Raw genomic sequence first — 18,315 nt, forward strand, 5'->3', positions numbered from 1 at the left:
TCCCCCGGCCTACTCGTTCTCGGCGCGGTTGAGCTTCACGTACGCCGCCGAGAAACCGGCGAGCAGTACGAGGAGCAGCAGGCCGAGGGCCGCCGCGGCGCCGTAGTTGTTGAAGTTGAAGGCGTACTGGTAGATCAGGTAGACGACCGTGGTGGTCGAACCCTCGGGGCCGGCACCGCCGGTGAGCAGGAAGGGCTCCACGAAGACCTGCATGGTGGCGATGATCTGCATCAGCAGCAGCAGCGACAGGATCAGCCGCGTCTGCGGGATCGTCACGTGCCAGATCTTGCGGAACAGTCCGGCACCGTCCAGCTCCGCCGCCTCGTACAGCTCCCCGGGGATGCCCTGGAGCGCGGCCAGGTAGATGAGGGCCGCGCCGCCCATGTTCATCCAGGTCGACGCGATCACCACGGAGAGCATGGACAGGTCGGGATCCTGCAGCCACTGCTGCTCGGGCAGTCCCACCGAGCCGAGCAGTTCGTTGAGCAGGCCGTAACCGGGGTCGTACAGGTATTTGAAGAGCAGGACGGCGGCGACCGGCGGCAGCATCACCGGCAGGTAGACCAGCAGCCGCAGATAGCCCTTGCCGTGCCTGAGTTCGTTGATGACGAGCGCGACGGCGAACGGCACCGCGAAGCCGAGGACCAGGGCCAGCACGGTGAAGAGCAGGGTGTTGCGCCAGGCCTGCCAGAAGGCCGGGTCGTTGAAGACCGTGCGCAGGTTGTCCAGGCCGACCCAGGAGACCTCGCCCTGGTCCGTCTTCTGGAAGGCGAGGAGGAACTCCCGGACCATCGGGTACCAGGAGAAGAACGCGAAGCAGAGGACCGCGCCGATCAGGAAGCCGTGCGCGGTGAGGTTGCGCTTCAGGCTGCGGGCGAAGGAGCCGCCGGGCGGGGGCGGGCCGTCCGGCGGCGGCTGGGCGTGGCGGGCTCTCGCCGTCTTGCTCGGGGTGAGGCTGGGGGCCGACATCGTCGCTCCTCGGTACTGATCTCATGGGCCCCGGGGAGCGGTGCGGCCCGCCCCCCGGGAGAGCCGGTCACTGCGTGGCCAGAACCTGGTCGACCTGCTGCTCGGCCGTGTCGAGCAGCTTGTCGATGTCGGCGTCCTCGTTGGTGAGGATGCCGGACATCACGTTGTCCAGGACCTTGTAGACCTCCTGCGCCTTCGGCGGCTCGGCCTTGCCCGGGACCGGGTTGTCCATGAACGTCTTGAAGTTCTCGACCGGCATGGTGGCGTGCTGGACGCGGGCCGCGTCGTCCTTCTTCTTCGACTCGTTCAGCCAGAAGTTGGGCTGGGGGAGACCGACCGGCAGGTCGTCCCTCTTCTTGCGTTCCCAGTTGAACTGGCCCTCGCCGACGGTGAGGTTCTGGAAGGCGAGCCAGGCGACCGCGGCCTTGATCTTGTCGGGGGAGATGCCCTTCTTGATCATGTAGCTGTTGCCGCCGGCCAGGGTGTTCTCGGCGCCCGGAATCGGCCCCATACCGAAGTTCTCGTAGTCGGCGCCGAGTTGCTGGACCATGTACGTGATGTCGTCGGGCGCCGCGAGGAACATGCCGAGCTTGTCGGTCGCGATCTGCTTCTGCAGGTCGCCCCACTTGAGCAGCTGGGTCTTGCCCATGCTCCCGTCCTCCCAGCGCATCGCGTGGAGGTTCTCGGCGACCTGCTTGCCCAGCTCGTCGTTGAAGGCGGCCTTCTTGCCGCTCGCGTCGACCACGTCCCCGCCGACGCTGTACATCTGGGCGGTGAAGTGCCAGCCGCCGGTGTTGCCCGCGCTGTACTCGCCGAAGCCGGCGATGCCGTCGCCCAGGTCGGAGATCTTCTTGGCGGCGGTGCGGACCTCGTCCCAGGTGCGCGGCGGGTTGTCCGGGTCCAGTCCGGCCTTTTCGAAGAGCTTGCGGTTGATCAGCAGGCCCATCGTGTAGTTGCTGGTCGGCAGGCCGTACAGCTTGTTCTCGTGCTTGAGCTGGCCGAGGACGTTCGGATCGATGTCCGCGAGGGCCGGCACGGTCCTGTCGTTGACGTACGCGGTGATGTCCTCGGCGCCGTCGTTGTCCAGCACCTGGGGCAGATCGGTGAAGTACGTGTAGAAGACGTCGGGCTGCGACTTGGCCTTCAGCATCGCGGTGAAGCGCGGGGGTTCCAGGCACTGGCCGGGGGTGGAGCGGCCGTCGATGGTGACGTTGGGGTACTTCTTGTTGAACGCGGCGACGTCCTCCTTCCACTCCTTCAGCTCGGCCGCCTTCGCCGCCGGGGGCATGCAGTCGATGGTGATGGTCACCTTGGTCTTCGGGTCCAGGGGAGCGGCCGGGTCGGAGGACCCGCTCCCGCCTTCGGAACCGCCGCCGTCGTCGCTGCTGCTCGTGCCGCAGGCGGCCAGAGCGGTCAGGGTGAGAGCGGAGACGAGCGTGATGGCGCCGGTACGACGGGTACGGCGGAACCGAGCACTTCTCATGGGTGGTCCCCTTCGGGCATGAACGTGGAAGGCGCCCCACCGCCGATGCGTTGTGGGGCGCCGCACACTCAACCACCGTGAACATGTGAACGCAATATCTCGCGCTGTTTTCGTAATTGCGCGACAGTCTCCCGTAGATGTTGAGAGTCGGTTGAGAGCCGGTTACTTGGTGACGGCTTGTGCGGTGGAGCCGCGGACGACCAGTTCCGGCTCGAAGAGCAGTTCCCGGTGGGGGACTTCGGTGCCTTGGATCTGGGCGCAGAGGAGGTCGACGGCGGCGCGTCCCATGGCTTCGATGGGTTGGCGGACGGTGGTGAGCGGGGGTTCGGTGCAGGTCATGAAGGCGGAGTCGTCGTAGCCGACGACGGATACGTCGTGGGGTACGGCGAGTCCGCGGCGGCGGGCGGCGCGTACGGCGCCGAGGGCGAGGGGGTCGCTGGCGCAGATGATGCCGGTGACGCCGCGGTCGATGAGGCGGGAGGCGGCTGCCTGGCCGCCCTCCAGGGAGAACATCGACCGCTCCACGTACTCCTGGGGCATGGAGCCGCCCGCGGCCCGTACGGCTGCCTGGAGCCTGCGCAGGGAGGGGATGTGGTCGCCCGGTCCCAGCACCAGGCCGATGTGCTCGTGGCCGAGGGAGGCCAGGTGCCGCCAGGACTGCTCGACGGCCACCGCGTCGTCGCAGGCGATGCACGGGAAGTCGAGGTCCGGGATGGAGGCGTTGATCAGGACGACCGGGATGTTGCGTTCGGCGAGGAGCCGGTAGTGGTCGTGCGGGGCGTCGGCCTGGGCGAAGAGCCCGCCGGCGAAGACGACCCCGGACACCTGCTGCTGGAGCAGCAGTTCGACGTAGTCGGCCTCGGAGACGCCGCCTTTGGTCTGGGTGCACAGCACCGGTGTCAGTCCCTGCTGGGCCAGGGCGCCGCCGATGACCTCGGCGAAGGCCGGGAAGATCGGGTTCTGCAGCTCGGGCAGGACCAGTCCGACCAGACGCGCCCGCTCGCCCCGCAGCTGGGTCGGCCGCTCGTACCCGAGCACGTCCAGCGCGCTCAGCACGGACTGCCGGGTCGCCTCCGAGACCCCCGGCTTGTCGTTGAGGACCCGGCTGACCGTGGCCTCGCTGACCCCAACCTTCTTCGCTACTTGAGCAAGTCGTCGCGTCACGAACGCAAGACTAGCGCAAGCCCCGCAAGAGACTTGCGCCAGTCGTCGATCCGTCCGACAAGGCAGGGACGGGTCTAGGGGTTGCGGATGATCTTGAAGGTGGACGTGGTGTTCCTGATGTCCACGGCGTTGTCCTCGAGCGTCAGGTTGTTGAAGACGACCTCACCGACCGCCGGGCCCTCCCCGGCCTCCGGCATCTCGTTCGCCCACAGACCGAAGCCGGACTTGGCGTCGAACGCGTCACCGCTCTTGCGCGCGCCCGAGACGGTGACGTCGGTGAAGATCGTGTCCTTGATCGGGTACTGCTGCTGTCCTGCGACGTAGTCCGTCTGGAACATGATGCCGCTGTAGGTCGGGTCGACGATGTCCACGTCGGTGACCCTGATGCCCTGGAAGACCTTGGACGCCGAGAACACCCAGATGCCCGGGAAGGTCTGGTTGCCCCAGAAGTGGCCGCCGGCCCGGACGATCGAGATGTTCTCGAAGGTCGTCGGATCGGTGCCGAAACCGTTCATCGGGTAGCCGAAGTCCAGCGAGCTGATGGTGATGCCGGAGTAGACCAGGGTGTCGGCGATGTGGATGTTGCGGAAGGTGTTGTTGTAGCCGCCGTAGACGGCCAGCCCCGCGGCGCGCCAGGTCAGCGTCGTCGACAGGTTCTCGTAGACGTTGTTCTTCATGTCCGCGCCGCCCGCGTCGATCGCCGAGAAAAGCGCGAAGCTGTCGTCACCGGTGGCCCGGGCGTCGTTGTTGGAGACGAGGTTGTCGGTCGAGCCGTTGGTCATGTTGACGCCGTCGGCGAACATGTTGCGGATCCGGGAGTTCTTGATCGTGACCCGGTCCGTGTTGGCGCCCCAGTAGAGGCACACCATGTGTTCGTTCCAGATGTTGTCGATGACGATGTCCGACACGTTGGAGAAGTCGAACACCTTGCCCGGCCCGTCGATGCGGCTGGTGTAGTTGCCGAAGTACGCGAAGTTCGCGAACGACGAACCCTTGGCGCTCGCATCGGCCCGGAAGCCGACGTCGGTGTTGTCCTGCGTGGCGGGCGCGTGGAACCGCGTGAACCACGGACCCGCGCCGACCACCTTGACCGCCTTGCCGTACACCTGGAACTTGCTGGACGTCTGGTAGTCGCCGGGCGGCAGGTACACGCCGACCAGCTTGCCCGTGGAGTCCATGCGCACCCGGTCGAGGGCGTTCTGCACGTCCTGGTGCGTGAAGCCGGCGGGCACGGCGTACGCCGCCGGGTCCGGGTTGGGCACCGGGGCGACCTGCTCCAGGTCGACGAAGTCGATCGCGTAGTCGGTGGTGTTGGCGGCGTCCTTCTGCAACCGGATCTTGCTTCCCGCCGGGACGGTCCCGCCCAGCATGATGTGCGCCTCGTCGTAGATGTGTCGCGGCGCGCCCGCGCTCGGCGCGTTGCCGGGCGCGGCCTCGGCGCCGTACAGCCAGGCGTACTTCGAGGTGAGCGGCAGCGCCTTCCGCAGGACGCCGTCGACGTAGACGTTGATGGTGGAGTCGATGCCCCCGCCGCCCGGCGCGTCCGGTATCGAGAAGCGGGTCACCAGTGTGTTGGTCTCGGCGCGGGTGGTGAACTCGACGTACTCACCGGTCGCGTCCAGGTGCACGGCCCTGCGGCCGGACGCCTCGCCCGCGATGTCGCCGATGGTCCGGTTGGGACCGACCACCTGCGCGCCGCCGCCGACCGTGCCGTCCTCCGCCTCGTACGTGTCGTACGGCATGTCGGCGCCGCGCCCGACGAAGAGCGGCTGTTCGGAGGTGTTGTTCTCCCGCTTGACCGGCAGCTCGTTCGCGTCGTCGGCGACCTCGACCTTCAGGGTGTACGAGCCGTCGGCCGCCTTCCAGGTGCCGAGGTTCAGTGCGGGAGTCGTCGCGCCGGCGGCGATGACACCGTCGTGCGCGCCGGTCAGGGTCTTGACGGTGGCGCCCTCGGAGTCGACCAGTGCGACCGTCACCGGGTGGCTGCCGCCCGCCGTGTCCCGGGTGCCCTGGTTGCGCAGCGCGACCTTGAAGGTCACGTCGTCACCCGCGGCCGGGCTGGAGGGCGAGGTGGTGACCGCGGCGGCCACCAGGTCGGAGCTCTGGACCGGCTTGACCACCAGCGGCTCGGACCGGGTGTAGGTGTTGTTGGTCTCGTTCTGCTCGATGATCGCGTCCGCCTCGTCGGCGACCGCGCTCAGCTCGTACGAACCGGCGTCCCGGGCCCCGATGGAGGCGCTGACCGTCTCCTCGGCACCCGCCTTGAGGGCACCCACCTCGGCGGTGGCGACCTTGCTGCCGCCCAGGCGCAGGGCCACCCGGCCCGCCGGGGCGTCGGCCGCGCCGCTGTTGCGGACGGTGGCGGACACGGTGATCTCGTCGGACTCCACGGGCGAGGCGGGCGAGGTGGTCAGCCCCGTCACCTCGAGGTCGGGGTTGGGCGCGGGCGTGCCGATCACCTGGAACTCGGCGATCTGCCCGGCCGTCGCCCCGCTGTTGGCGGTGAACCTGAGCTGGACGTCCGCGACCCGGTCGCCGACGGGGATCGACACGCTGTTGCCGCCGCTCGCCGGGTCGAAGACGTAGTCCTCGGCGCCGACCAGGCCGGTGAAGCCGGAGGCGTCCTGCTCGCGGCCCAGCACCTCGATCCGCTGGGTGCGCTTCGACCAGCTGGTGCCGGGATCGAGCTTGAGGACGACGCGGTCGACGTCCGCGTCGGCGCCCAGCTTCAGGGTGAGCGTGTTCGGGTAACTGCCCGCGGCGCCCTCCCAGTAGGTCGAGGTGCTGTTGTCGTTGGCGTTCTCGGCGACGTAGGTGTGGATGACCGACGAGGCGCTGATCGGCTTGCCGACGGCCATGTTCGAGCCGCCCCCGGTACCGGTGCGGGTCACGGAGTTGCTGGCGGCCGACTGGTTGCCGGCCGCGTCCTTCGCCCGCACGAAGTACGTCACGTGGGCGGAGACGGGCTGGGTGTCGGTGTAGGTGGTCACGTCACCGGGGACGCTCGCGCGCAGCCGGTTGTCGGCGTAGACGTCGTAGGCGGTGACGCCCCTGTCGTCGCTCGACGCGTCCCAGGTCAGTTCGATCCGCCCGGTGGACGGCTCGGTCAGGGCGAGGCCGGCGGGCGCGGTGGGTGCCTGGGTGTCGCCGGTGTCGGCCCGTCGGGTCACGGAGTTGCTGTCGGCCGACTGGTTGCCGGCCGCGTCCCTGGCCCGCACGAAGTAGGTGACGGTCGTGCCGGCCGGCCGGGTGTCGGTGTACGTGGTGACGTCGCCCGCGACCGACGTCAGCAGGTTCCCGTCGGCGTAGATGTCGTAGCCGGTGACACCCTGGTCGTCGGTGGCCGCGTTCCAGGTCAGTCTGATCCGGTCGGTGGCGGGCTCGGTGAGGGCGAGGCCGGCCGGTGCGCTCGGGGCCTGTGTGTCGCCGGTCGCCGGGCCGTAGACCTCCAACTCGGATACCTGGGCGGCCGGATGACCGGTGTTGGCCGTCACCAGGACGCGCACGTAGCGCGTGGTGGTCGCGCCGAAGGTGATCGTGGCCGACTGACCGCCCGCCGCGTCGAAGCGGTACGCCTGGGCGGCGGTCAGGTCGGTGAAGTCCGTTCCGTTGTCGCTCGCCTGGATCTTCAGGGTCTGGCTGCGGCTCGGCCAGCCGTCCGGCAGCCGCAGCACGACGCGGTCGACACGCCGGGAGGAGCCGAGATCGGCCCGCAGCCACTGCGGCAGGGCGTTGTTGGTGCTCTCCCAGTAGGTGGCCCGGTCGCCGTCGTTGCCGTTGCCGGGGATGTACTGCCCGGTGGAACCGCTCGCAGTCAGGGTCCGTCCGGCGGCGAGGTTCGCGGACGACTCCCCGGCCGCGTGGACCTCCAGTTCGGAGAGCTGGGCCGCCGGCCAGCCGGTGTTCGCGGTGATCGCGATCCGTACGTACCGCGTCCCGGTGGCGGGGAAGCTCACGGTGACCGTGTTGCCCGACCCCGGGCTGAAGGTGTACCGGGCCGAGCTCTTCAGCGTGCTGAAGCCGGTGCCGTCCGCGCTGCCCTGCACGGAGAGCGTCTGGTCGCGGCGCTCCCAGCCGGCGGGCAGTCTCAGGACGACCTCGTCGATGCGCTCGGTGGCACCGAGGTCGGTCTGCACCCACTGGGGCAGCCCGTCACCGCCGCTCTGCCAGTACGAAGCCTGGTTGCCGTCGGTGATGTTGGCGGCGCCGTACTCGGCGTGCGAGCTGCTCGCCGCCGTGGGGTCCCCCACGGCGATGTGGGGACCACCGGCTGCCGTGGCCGACAGCAGCGGACCTCCCCACGCCAGGAGACTGGCCGCGACCACGGTGCACAGGGCACGTGATCTCCCGTTCCGGTTTCTCATCTGTCCCCGATCTCCGCCTCGGTTCTCTGGCATTTACGCTGAGCGCTCAGAGAGTTGCAGAGAATTGTTGAGCCGTCCACGGCCGGTGCAGCGGAAATTGGCCCGTGAATGACCGTGGCGGGCCCCGTGGTGGCAGCGAGGTGCCTGGGGCGGGCCTCGGATCAGGGGCTTTCGTGCGCGCTGCCGGACGGCCGCACACGGCTTTCATATCCCGCAAGTTTTTGCGGGCAAGGTGATGTGTGAGGTGCGGCCGTTACTCGGTGGTGGCCTGTGCGGTGGAGCCGCGGACGACCAGTTCCGGCTCGAACAGCAGCTCTCCGTGGGGGACTTCGGTGCCTTGGATCTGGGCGCAGAGGAGGTCGACGGCGGCGCGTCCCATGGCTTCGATGGGTTGGCGGACGGTGGTGAGCGGGGGTTCGGTGCAGGTCATGAAGGCGGAGTCGTCGTAGCCGACGACGGATACGTCGTGGGGTACGGCGAGTCCGCGGCGGCGGGCGGCGCGTACGGCGCCGAGGGCGAGGGGGTCGCTGGCGCAGATGATGCCGGTGACGCCGCGGTCGATGAGGCGGGAGGCGGCTGCCTGGCCGCCCTCCAGGGAGAACATCGACCGCTCCACGAACTCGCCGGGCAGCTCGGCGTCCATGGCGGCGGCCGCCTCCCGCGCGGCGGCCAGCTTCCGACGCGACGGGATGTGGTCGGAGGGACCGAGGACCAGGCCGATGCGCCGGTGCCCGAGGGAGACCAGGTGCCGCCAGGACTGCTCGACGGCCACCGCGTCGTCGCAGGCGATGCACGGGAAGTCGAGGTTCTCGATCGACGCGTTGATCAGGACGACCGGGATGTTGCGTTCGGCGAGGAGCCGGTAGTGGTCGTGCGGGGCGTCGGCCTGCGCGAAGAGTCCGCCGGCGAAGACGACCCCGGACACCTGCTGCTGGAGCAGCAACTCGACGTAGTCGGCCTCGGAGACGCCGCCCTTGGTCTGGGTGCACAGCACCGGCGTCAGTCCCTGCTGGGCCAGCGCGCCGCCGATGACCTCGGCGAAGGCCGGGAAGATCGGGTTCTGCAGCTCGGGCAGGACCAGCCCGACCAGACGCGCCCGCTCGCCCCGCAGCTGGGTCGGCCGCTCGTACCCCAGCACGTCCAGCGCGCTCAGCACGGACTGCCGGGTCGCCTCCGAGACCCCCGGCTTGCCGTTGAGGACCCGGCTGACCGTGGCCTCGCTGACCCCAACCTTCTTCGCCACCTGAGCAAGTCGTCGCGTCACAGCGGAAGGCTAACGCAAGCACCGCAAACGGCTTGCTCTCGTGCCGCACCGCGACGGTCACCTCCGGTGGCCCGTCCCGGGCGGCGCCCGCCGTCAGCCCAGCCGGATCCGCGCGGCGACCGGAAGATGGTCGCTTCCGGTGGCGGGCAGGGCGCGGATGTGGCGCACGGTCGCGGAGCGGGCCATCACCTGATCGATCCGCGCCACCGGGAAGGCGGCCGGGAAACTCAGGGCCACGCCGCGTTCGGCGACGTCCAGCCGGGAGGTCAGCGGATCGAGGGCGCGGTCGTCGACCGTCCCGTTGAGGTCGCCCAGCAGGATCACCCGGGGCACCTCCTCGGCCGCGACGGCATCGCCCAGCAGCCCGGCGCTCTCGTCCCGGCGGGCCGACGCGAGGCCGCCCGCGCCGACGCGGACCGAGGGCAGGTGCGCGACGTACACCGCGATCTCGCCGCGCGGTGTGCGGGCCACCGCCCGCAGGCCCCGGTTCCACTCCTCCGTGATGCCCCGCGGCTTGATGTCCAGCGGCCGGGCGCCGGTGAGGGGGTGCTTCGACCAGAGCCCGACCGTGCCCCGGACCGTCCGGTACGGGTAGTCGGCGGCGAGCGTCCCGGCGTACACCTCCAGCGCCGGGGACACCAGCTCCTGGAGGGCGATGAGGTCGGGTTCCGCCTCGGCCAGGGCGCGGGCGGTGGCCGCGGGATCGTCGTTCTCGTCGCTGACGTTGTGCTGGACCACGACCAGCTCGTCCGCGCCGGGCTCCGGCGCGGGCAGCAGCAGGGGCCCGAAGAGGTACGTCCAGGCCGCGACCGGCAGCAGGAGGGCCACCAGCGCGAGCACCGACCGGCGTACCAGCGCGCAGACGAGCAGCACCACGACCACCGCGCCGAGCCAGGGCAGGAACGTCTCCAGCAGACTGCCGAGCCGGCCCACCGCGTTGGGGACCGCCCCGTGCAGCACCAACAGGGCCGCCGTCAGCACCGCGGCCGCGGTGATCACGCGGCCGCGCCCCCGGACCGGCCTGACCCCCGGGACCGGCCGGTCCGGCCCCCCGCCCGACGGGCGCGTCACCCGTGCCGTCAGCCCCCTCGCCCACGCCGCACCCTCCGGTCGCCGCCGCTCCTCCGCCTGCTCCACCATGCGTCTTCCGTCCGCTCGTCCTTGCCCGTCGGGACGAGCCACGGAGCGGATCAGGTTCCCCGACCGGGGGTGCCGCCGCGGCGAGGACCCGCCGGAACCGGGCCGTTGTGCTCCGGGAGAGCCGGTGTATAGCCTGCGCGGTGGCATCCGATGGCATGTGACATTGCACCGAGGAGGCTCGATGACCCTGAAGGTCGTCGTCGTGGGCGGGGGAGTCGTCGGTGCCGCGTGCGCCTTCCACGCCGCCTCGGCGGGCCTGGACGTCACGGTCGTCGACCGCGGACCCGTCGGTGCCGGTACCACGAGCCGCGGCGAGGGCAATGTCCTGCTGTCCGACAAGGAACCGGGCCCCGAACTCGACCTGGCCCGGCTGAGCCGCGCGCTGTGGGACGAGGCCGGGGACGAACTCGGCGCGGACCTCTTCGAGCTGGAACCCAAGGGCGGGCTCGTCGTGGCGCGCACGGACGAAGGGCTCGCGGCACTGGGCGTGTTCGCCGCCCGCCAGGCACGGGCCGGCGTCCGCGTCGAACCGGTCGACCGCGTCCGGGAACTCGAACCCCACCTCGCACCGGGACTCCCGGGCGGCGTCCACTATCCGCAGGACGCCCAGGTGCAGCCCGTACGGGCGGCGGTGGCGCTGCTGGACGCCGCCGTGCGGCGCGGGGCCCGCACCCGGACGGCCGAGGTCACCGCGGCGGTCACCGGCCGCGACGGCGCACTCACCGGAGTCAGGACGGCGGCCGGTGACGTACTGCCCGCCGACGCCGTCGTCAACGCCGCCGGCACCTGGGGCGGCGAGGTCGGCCGCCGGCTCGGCGCCCCCGTCGAGGTGCTGCCGCGCCGGGGCTTCGTCCTGGTGACCGAGCCCCTGCCCCCGATGGTCCGGCACAAGGTGTACTCCGCCGACTACGTCGCGGGCGTCGCCTCGTCCGACGCGGGTCTGGAGACCTCGTGCGTCGTCGAGGGGACCCGCGGCGGCACCGTCCTCATCGGCGCCAGCCGCGAACGCGTCGGCTTCGACACGACGCTGAACCCGGCCGTCGTCACCCGCCTCGCCGCGCAGGCGTGCCGGCTCTTCCCCTTCCTGCGCGGCACCCACCTCATCCGGACCTACCGGGGCTTTCGGCCGTACTGCCCGGACCACCTCCCGGTCGTCGGACCGGACCCGCGCGCCCCCGGTGTCGTCCACGCCTGCGGCCACGAGGGCGCCGGCATCGGACTCGCCCCCGCGACCGGTGCCCTGGTGACGGCCCATCTGCTCGGCCGGCCCTGGCGGGGAGCCGATCCGGCGGCGCACACCGCGCTGCTGCCCGACCGCCTCGTCACCCGGGGAGGTGCTTCCCGGTGACCCGGATGACCGTCGACGGAGAACCGCTGGACTTCACCGAGGGCCAGACGGTCGCCGCCGCCCTGGTGGCCGCCGGCCGGGTCGCCTGGCGCACCACCCGCGTCGGACGCCGCCCGCGCGGAGTCTTCTGCGGGATCGGCGTCTGCTTCGACTGCCTGGTGACCGTCGACGGGGTGCGGGGCCAGCGGGCCTGCCTGCTCCCGGCCCGCGCGGACATGACCGTCACGACTCGGGAGGACGACGATGGGGACGACGATGGGGACGACGGGTGAGACGGCGGACCTCGTCGTCGTGGGAGCGGGACCGGCCGGGCTGGCCGCGGCGGTCACGGCCCTCGCCGGAGGGCTGCGCGTCGCGCTGGTCGACTCGGCCGGCACCGTCGGCGGCCAGTACTGGCGGCACCCGCCGGACACCGCACGAGCGGCGATCCCCACCGCGGACCTCCACCACGGTCTGCGCGAGTACCGGGCCCTGCGCGAGGCGCTGGCGGCGGCCGGTGACCGGGGCCGGCTCGACCTGCGCCTCGCCCACCACGTCTGGTCCGTGACCCGCGACGACGACGGTTTCACGGTGCACACCGTCGACCGGCGCAGGGCCCCCGAGGAGACCGCCGGGACGCTGCGGGCGCCACGACTGCTGGTGGCGACCGGGGCGTACGACCGCCAACTGCCCTTCCCCGGCTGGGACCTGCCCGGAGTGCTCACCCTCGGCGGCCTCCAGGCACTGCTCAAGGGCGGGGGAGTCGTGGCGGGCGACCGGGTGGCCCTGGGCGGCACCGGACCGTTCCTGCTGCCGGTCGCCGCCGCCCTCGCCGCCCGCGGCGCGCGAGTGGTCACGGTGTGCGAGGCCGCCGGCCCGTCGGCGTGGCTGCGGTCTCCCGGCCCCCTGCTGCGCAACCCCGCCAAAGGGGCCGAGGGAGCGCGGTACGGGCTGACGCTCGCCCGCCACGGCGTCCGGTTCCGCCCGCGCACGGCGATCGTCGCGGCCGAGGGCACCGACCGCGTGACATCGGTCGAGATCGCCTCCCTGGCGGCGGACGGCAGCCCCCGCCCGGGCACCGAACGACGCGTCGAGGCCGACACGGTCGGGGTCGGGTGGGGGTTCGTGCCCCAACTCGACCTGCTCGTGCCGCTCGGCTGCGCCCTCGCCGACTCCGACGACGGCAACACGGTCGTCGCCGTCGACCCGGGACAACGCACCACCGTGCCCGGGCTCTACGCGGCGGGCGAGGTGTGCGGGGTGGGCGGGGCGCGCCTGTCGCTCGCCGAGGGACGCCTCGCCGCCGAGTCGGTCCTCGCCGACCACGGAGCCGCCCCCCTCCTCGGGCGCGGACGCCGGGCCGCCGTGCGCGCGACGGTGAAGCGGCACCGGGCCTTCGCCCGCGCCCTGGCCCGCGCCCACCCGGTCCCGCCGGCCTGGTCCCGGTGGCTGACCGACGACACCGTGGTGTGCCGGTGCGAGGAGGTGACCGCGGGCGCCGTCCGCGCCGCCCGCACCGACGGCGGGGCACGCGACCACCGGCAGGTCAAGCAACTGACCCGGGCCGGCATGGGGTGGTGCCAGGGCCGCGTCTGCGGTCCCGCCGTGCACTGCCTGGTCGCACCGCACCGGAGCTACACACCCACCGAACGGCTCGTGGCGACGCCCGTCACCCTCGGGGCCCTCGCCGACCTGGACCACGCCCGTGAGAACACAGGAGGAGCAGCCCATGAGTGAGCACCGCAAGCCCTGGCACGGCGTCGTCGTCGCCACGAGCCTGCCCTTCAACGCCGACCTCACCGTCGACCACGGCGCCTACGCCGAGAGCGTCGCCCGGCTCGCCGCCGACGGCGTGCACGGCGTCGCGCCGAACGGCTCGCTCGGTGAGTACCAGACACTGACGTACGAGGAGCGCGACCGCGTCGTCGAGACCGCCCTCGCCGCGGCCCCCGACGGGTTCACCGTCATGCCCGGCGTCGGCGCCTACGGCGGCGTCGAGGCCAGGCGGCACGCCCGGTTCGCCAAGGAGGCGGGCTGTCAGGCGGTCATGTGCCTGCCGCCCAACTCCTACCGGGCCGACGACCGCGCCGTCCTCGAACACTTCGAGCTGGTCGCCTCGGCCGGCCTCCCCGTCGTCGCCTACAACAACCCCGTCGACACCAAGGTCGACCTGCGCCCCGAACTGCTCGCCACACTGCACGCCGAGGGCTTCGTCGTCGGCGTCAAGGAGTTCTCCGGCGACGTGCGGCGCTGCTACGAGATCTCCGAACTGGCCCCGGGACTGGACCTCGTCATCGGCACCGACGACACCGTGCTGGAGGTCGGCACCGCGGGCGCCAAGGGCTGGGTCGCCGGCTTCCCGCAGGTCTTCCCCCGCGCCTGCCTCGCCCTGTACGAGGCGTCGCTCGCCGGCGACCTCGGCACCGCCCTGCCCCTCTACCGGCGGCTCCACCCGATCCTGCGCTGGGACAGCAGGACGGAGTTCGTCCAGGCGATCAAACTCGGCCAGGACATGACGGGACGCCGCGGCGGTGTCTGCCGGCCGCCGCGGCAGCCGCTCGACCCGCGGACGGAGGAGGCCCTGCGCGCCACCGTCCGCGCGCTCGTCGACGCCGGGGTGAACTGACCGTGCGCTCCACCGTCTGCTACCACGCCGTGGACTCCCACACCGAGGGCATGCCGACCCGCGTGATCACCGGCGGCATCGGGACCCTCCCCGGGGCGACGATGGCCGAACGGCGCCGCCGCTTCGTCGAGGAACGCGACCATCTGCGCACCCTGCTCATGTGCGAACCCCGCGGACACGCCTCGATGTCCGGCGCGATCCTCCAGCCACCGACCCGGCCGGACGCCGACTTCGGCGTCCTCTACATCGAGGTGTCCGGCTGCCTGCCGATGTGCGGGCACGGCACGATCGGCGTCGCCACGGTCCTCGTCGAGACGGGGATGGTCGAGGCCGTCGAACCGGAGACGACGGTACGCCTCGACACCCCCGCCGGACTGGTCACGGCCCGGGTGCGCGTACGCGACGGCCACGCCGAGTCGGTGACCCTGGAGAACGTCGCCTCCTACTGCCACGCCCTCGATCAGGTCGTCGACGTCGACGGCTACGGACCGGTGCGCTACGACATCGCCTACGGCGGCAACTTCTACGCCTTCGTCCGGCTGGAGGACCTGGGCATCCCCTTCGCGCGGGCGCACAAGCAGCGGATGCTCGACGCCGGACTGGCCGTCATGGACGCCGTCAACACCCAGAACCCGGTGGCCCACCCGGAGCACCCCGAGATCGACGTGTGCCACCACGTCTACCTGGAAGCACCCGGGTCGACGGCGGAGCACTCCCGGCACGCCATGGCGATCCACCCCGGCTGGTTCGACCGTTCGCCGTGCGGCACGGGCACCAGCGCGCGCATGGCCCAACTGCACGCCCGGGGCCTGCTGCCGGCCGGCCGGGACTTCGTCAACGAGTCGTTCATCGGCTCCCGCTTCGTGGGCCGGATCCTCGGCGCCACCACGGTGGGGGACCGCCCCGCCGTCCTCCCGTCGGTCACCGGACGCGCCTGGATCACCGGGACCGCCCAGTACCTGCTCGACCCGACGGACCCCTACCCGGCGGGCTTCACCCTCTGAGGGGCATCCCCTTCGCCGCCGTCCGCACCCGCCGGGCCCTCGGCCCACAGGGTGCGGATGTGCGAGAGGTGACGGCGCATGCACTCCTCCGCCTCCCGTGCCCGTCCGGCCACGACCAGGTCGAGCAGTTCGATGTGCTCCCGGGCGGAGGCCACCAGCCGGCCCGACTCGTCGAGGTCGCCCAGTCCGTACAGCCGCGAACGCTTGCGCAGGTCGGCCACGACCTCGACCAGACGCCGGTTCCCGGCGAGCGACAACAGCTCCAGGTGGAAACGGTGGTCGGCCTCCAGGTACTGGAGGACGTCGTGCTCCTGGGCCGACGTCACGATCCGCCGCGCGAGGGGGCGCAGCCGCTCCAGGCGCTCGGCCGGCACCGTCCGGGCGACCAGACCCACGGTGGGGACCTCGATCAGGGTACGGATGTCCGTGTACTCGTCGAGGTCACGGTCGGTCAACTCGGTGATGCGGAAACCCTTGTTGCGGACCGCCTCGACCAGACCCTCCCGGGCCAGGTCGAGCATGGCCTCGCGCACCGGGGTCGCGGAGACGCCGAGTTCCGCCGCCAGGCGGGGGGCGGAGTAGACGACGCCGGGACGCAGTTCGCCGGCGATGAGCGCGGCGCGGACGGCGTCGGCCACCTGGTCGCGCAGATGCGCCTGAGCCGGGATCGCCCGCGACGTGAGATGAGGCATGCGCGCTCCTCCGAGCCAGGGTCCGACCGGGCCTCACCCTACAATGTCGCGTTGCTCACGGGGCCCGGCCGGACGGAGGCGGGTGACCGGTCTCACGTGCCCGCGACGGGGCGGACGGGAGGCACCGGGGCACCGGTCAGGCGTTAAGCTGCCAACGCCCCGCGGGGGAAGTCCGGTCGAAATCCGGCGCTGACCCGCAACGGTGGGCGGAGTCCCGTACGGGGGTCCGCGAGCCCGATCGCCCGCGGTGGTGACGCTCCTGTCGATCGCCGTGGACTGCGAGAGGGTGCTGCTACCGGCGCCCGGCGCCCGGAGCCGCTCCTTCCTTCCCGTAGGTGCACGGCCCGAGGCGAAAGTGAACCGCCGGTGGCCACGCTCCGCGACCCCTTGCCCACCACCCCGCGCCGCAGCACCGACAGCGGGCCCCCACCCGCCCGGCGCGTCCCCCTGCCCCTGCTGGTGGCCGGCCTGTGCGCCGCCCTCCCCGTCTCTCTGGCCTGCGCGGCGGGCATCGGGGCGTCGGGACTCTCGTGGGGCGAGACGCTGCACTACCTCTGGGCGGGCCTGACCGGTGGCTCCCTGACCCCGGACGAGGTCCCCTCCTACGTCATCGTCTGGGAACTCCGCTTCCCGCGGGCCGTGCTCGCCGCGGTCGTCGGGGCGGGACTGGCCTCCGTCGGCGTCGCGGTCCAGGCCATGGTCCGCAACGCGCTCGCGGACCCCTTCGTCCTCGGCATCTCCTCCGGCGCGGCCGTCGGAGCCAACGCGGTGCTCATCTTCGGCGCCTTCGGCGCACTCGGGCTGTGGGCGCTGTCCACCGCCGCGTTCGTCTCCGCCCTCGCGGCCATGGCGCTGGTGTACGCCGTCGCCCGGACACCGCGCGGGCTGACCCCGCTGCGGCTCGTGCTGACCGGCACCGCGCTGTACTACGGCTTCTCGGCCGTCACCACGTTCATGGTGTTCGCCGCCGAGCACGGTGAGGCGGCCCGGTCCGCCATGATGTGGCTGCTCGGCAGTCTGGGCGGGGCGAGCTGGTCGTCGGTGCCGATCGCCGCGGGCGCGGTGCTCGGCGGGCTCGTCCACCTCGGGTGGTCGGCGCGGCGACTGAACGCCCTCGCGATGGGCGACGAGACCGCCGCCGCGCTGGGGGTGGACGCCGGCCGGCTGCGCAAGGAACTCTTCGTCACCGCCGCCGCCGTCACCGGGACGGTGGTCGCGGTCAGCGGGGCGATCGGCTTCGTCGGCCTGATGGTCCCGCACGCCGCCCGGATGCTGGTCGGAGCCGACCACCGCAAGGTGCTGGCCGTCGCGCCCCTGGCCGGAGCCGTGCTGCTGATCTGGGTGGACATCCTGTCGCGGGTGGTGCTCGCCCCCGCCGAACTGCCGCTGGGCGTACTGACGGCCGCGATCGGCGTGCCCTGCTTCGTCCTGCTCATGCGGCGCCGCACCTACACCTTCGGAGGCGTGTGATGCGGGTCGAACTCGACGCGGTCACGGTGGAGATCTCGGGCACGCGGCTGGTGGAGGACGTGTCGCTCCGGGCGGGCAGCGGCCAGTTCGTCGGACTCGTCGGCCCCAACGGGAGCGGCAAGTCGACCCTGCTGCGGTGCGTCTACCGGGCGCTGCGCCCCACCGCCGGCGCGGTACGGCTGGGCGGCGACGACCTGTGGGCCCTGCACCCGCGCGAGGGCGCACGCCGTCTCGCGGCCCTTCCGCAGGACGCGGCCGCCGATTTCGACTTCACGGTGGCCGAGGTCGTGGCCATGGGCAGACTGCCGCACCAGCGAGCCGTCGCGCGGGAGACCGACGAGGACCGCCGCGCCTGTGCCGCCGCGCTGGAGGGAGTCGGCGCCGCCCACCTCGCCGACCGCGGCCTCCTCACGCTCTCCGGCGGCGAGAGGCAGCGGGTCCTGCTCGCCCGGGCCCTGGCCCAGCAGCCCCGGGTCCTCGTCCTGGACGAACCCACCAACCACCTCGACATCGCCCAGCAGTTGGACATCCTGGCCCTGGTGCGGGCCGGCGGCCCGACCGTGCTCACCGCGCTGCACGACCTCAACCTCGCCGCGCTCCACTGCGACCTCCTCCACGTCGTCGACGGCGGCCGGATCGTCGCCTCGGGCGCTCCGCACGACGTCCTGACGCCCGCCCTGCTGGCCGAGGTCTTCGGCGTCCGGGCCCACCGCGTCCGCCACCCGGAGACGGGCGCCCTCCAACTGCTCTTCGACCGTCTTCCGGGCCGGTAGCCCGCGCCTTCCCGGCCGAAGCCCTCGCCTGCCGGGCCG

14 protein-coding genes and 1 riboswitch are annotated in these 18,315 nt (G+C 72.0%); of the genes, 7 read left to right on the forward strand and 7 right to left on the reverse strand.

All coding sequences use genetic code 11. The annotated features are described in order from the left end of the window. Positions 1–9 precede the first annotated feature (9 nt). The 6 genes from ACFZP7_RS29825 to ACFZP7_RS29850 form a co-directional block, all read right to left on the reverse strand. Positions 10–969: a carbohydrate ABC transporter permease gene (locus ACFZP7_RS29825; RefSeq protein ID WP_019330552.1), complete on the reverse strand. Its 960-nt coding sequence runs from the start codon at positions 967–969 to the stop codon at positions 10–12. 67 nt (positions 970–1,036) lie between these two features. Beyond that, positions 1,037–2,452: an extracellular solute-binding protein gene (locus ACFZP7_RS29830; RefSeq protein WP_385636957.1), complete on the reverse strand. Its 1,416-nt coding sequence runs from the start codon at positions 2,450–2,452 to the stop codon at positions 1,037–1,039. 162 nt (positions 2,453–2,614) lie between these two features. Beyond that, positions 2,615–3,616, reverse strand: coding sequence for a LacI family DNA-binding transcriptional regulator (locus tag ACFZP7_RS29835; protein WP_385636959.1), 1,002 nt, complete (start codon positions 3,614–3,616; stop codon positions 2,615–2,617). 74 nt (positions 3,617–3,690) lie between these two features. Next, a complete protein-coding gene (locus ACFZP7_RS29840; protein ID WP_385636961.1) occupies positions 3,691–7,980 on the reverse strand; it encodes a discoidin domain-containing protein in 4,290 nt (1,429 codons plus the stop codon). A gap of 253 nt (positions 7,981–8,233) precedes the next feature. After that, complete coding sequence (locus ACFZP7_RS29845; RefSeq protein ID WP_210901062.1) at positions 8,234–9,244, reverse strand: LacI family DNA-binding transcriptional regulator; 1,011 nt, start codon at positions 9,242–9,244, stop codon at positions 8,234–8,236. A 93-nt stretch (positions 9,245–9,337) separates the two neighbouring features. Next, positions 9,338–10,384, reverse strand: coding sequence for an endonuclease/exonuclease/phosphatase family protein (locus ACFZP7_RS29850; protein WP_385636964.1), 1,047 nt, complete (start codon positions 10,382–10,384; stop codon positions 9,338–9,340). Positions 10,385–10,565: 181 nt separating this feature from the next. On the opposite strand from ACFZP7_RS29850, the gene ACFZP7_RS29855 reads away from it, so the two are divergent. From ACFZP7_RS29855 to ACFZP7_RS29875, 5 genes are read left to right on the forward strand one after another with little or no spacing between them, the layout of a single operon-like run. Continuing rightward, positions 10,566–11,732 (forward strand): FAD-binding oxidoreductase, encoded by a 1,167-nt coding sequence (locus tag ACFZP7_RS29855; RefSeq protein ID WP_192340057.1) that lies wholly within the window; start codon positions 10,566–10,568, stop codon positions 11,730–11,732. 5 nt (positions 11,733–11,737) lie between these two features. Further along, a complete protein-coding gene (locus tag ACFZP7_RS29860; protein ID WP_371321411.1) occupies positions 11,738–12,004 on the forward strand; it encodes a (2Fe-2S)-binding protein in 267 nt (88 codons plus the stop codon). Next, positions 11,976–13,448 (forward strand): NAD(P)/FAD-dependent oxidoreductase, encoded by a 1,473-nt coding sequence (locus ACFZP7_RS29865; RefSeq protein ID WP_385636966.1) that lies wholly within the window; start codon positions 11,976–11,978, stop codon positions 13,446–13,448. Before ACFZP7_RS29860 ends, ACFZP7_RS29865 begins: the two co-directional genes overlap by 29 nt. Next, positions 13,441–14,337 (forward strand): dihydrodipicolinate synthase family protein, encoded by an 897-nt coding sequence (locus tag ACFZP7_RS29870; protein ID WP_385636968.1) that lies wholly within the window; start codon positions 13,441–13,443, stop codon positions 14,335–14,337. The genes ACFZP7_RS29865 and ACFZP7_RS29870 overlap by 8 nt, the downstream gene beginning before the upstream one ends. Before the next feature lie 2 nt (positions 14,338–14,339). Continuing rightward, a complete protein-coding gene (locus ACFZP7_RS29875) occupies positions 14,340–15,341 on the forward strand; it encodes a proline racemase family protein (protein ID WP_385636972.1) in 1,002 nt (333 codons plus the stop codon). Here ACFZP7_RS29875 and ACFZP7_RS29880 read toward each other — a convergent pair. Then, complete coding sequence (locus tag ACFZP7_RS29880) at positions 15,317–16,033, reverse strand: GntR family transcriptional regulator (RefSeq protein ID WP_385636975.1); 717 nt, start codon at positions 16,031–16,033, stop codon at positions 15,317–15,319. The two genes, ACFZP7_RS29875 and ACFZP7_RS29880, sit on opposite strands and share 25 nt — an antisense overlap. 164 nt (positions 16,034–16,197) lie before the next feature. After that, positions 16,198–16,277, forward strand: a riboswitch (cobalamin riboswitch). 122 nt (positions 16,278–16,399) lie between these two features. Between ACFZP7_RS29880 and ACFZP7_RS29885 the strand changes: the two genes are divergently transcribed. Next, positions 16,400–17,503, forward strand: a complete 1,104-nt coding sequence (locus ACFZP7_RS29885) for an iron ABC transporter permease (protein ID WP_062133154.1) — start codon at positions 16,400–16,402, stop codon at positions 17,501–17,503. Next, positions 17,503–18,276, forward strand: coding sequence for an ABC transporter ATP-binding protein (locus ACFZP7_RS29890; RefSeq protein WP_175438139.1), 774 nt, complete (start codon positions 17,503–17,505; stop codon positions 18,274–18,276). The genes ACFZP7_RS29885 and ACFZP7_RS29890 overlap by 1 nt, the downstream gene beginning before the upstream one ends. Positions 18,277–18,315 lie beyond the last annotated feature (39 nt).

Origin of the sequence: Streptomyces sp. SudanB5_2050 (genome assembly GCF_964272335.1) — a bacterium.
Taxonomy (GTDB): Bacteria; Actinomycetota; Actinomycetes; order Streptomycetales; family Streptomycetaceae; genus Streptomyces; species Streptomyces rochei.

Bases quoted from the DNA above. Each gene is read 5' to 3' on its own strand.
- ACFZP7_RS29825 (WP_019330552.1), bottom strand. From the start codon at position 969: ATGTCGGCCCCCAGCCTCACCCCGAGCAAGACGGCGAGAGCCCGCCAC.
- ACFZP7_RS29830 (WP_385636957.1), bottom strand. From the start codon at position 2,452: ATGAGAAGTGCTCGGTTCCGCCGTACCCGTCGTACCGGCGCCATCACG.
- ACFZP7_RS29840 (WP_385636961.1), bottom strand. From the start codon at position 7,980: ATGAGAAACCGGAACGGGAGATCACGTGCCCTGTGCACCGTGGTCGCG.
- ACFZP7_RS29850 (WP_385636964.1), bottom strand. From the start codon at position 10,384: ATGGTGGAGCAGGCGGAGGAGCGGCGGCGACCGGAGGGTGCGGCGTGG.
- ACFZP7_RS29855 (WP_192340057.1), top strand. From the start codon at position 10,566: ATGACCCTGAAGGTCGTCGTCGTGGGCGGGGGAGTCGTCGGTGCCGCG.
- ACFZP7_RS29860 (WP_371321411.1), top strand. From the start codon at position 11,738: ATGACCGTCGACGGAGAACCGCTGGACTTCACCGAGGGCCAGACGGTC.
- ACFZP7_RS29865 (WP_385636966.1), top strand. From the start codon at position 11,976: ATGGGGACGACGATGGGGACGACGGGTGAGACGGCGGACCTCGTCGTC.
- ACFZP7_RS29870 (WP_385636968.1), top strand. From the start codon at position 13,441: ATGAGTGAGCACCGCAAGCCCTGGCACGGCGTCGTCGTCGCCACGAGC.
- ACFZP7_RS29880 (WP_385636975.1), bottom strand. From the start codon at position 16,033: ATGCCTCATCTCACGTCGCGGGCGATCCCGGCTCAGGCGCATCTGCGC.
- ACFZP7_RS29890 (WP_175438139.1), top strand. From the start codon at position 17,503: ATGCGGGTCGAACTCGACGCGGTCACGGTGGAGATCTCGGGCACGCGG.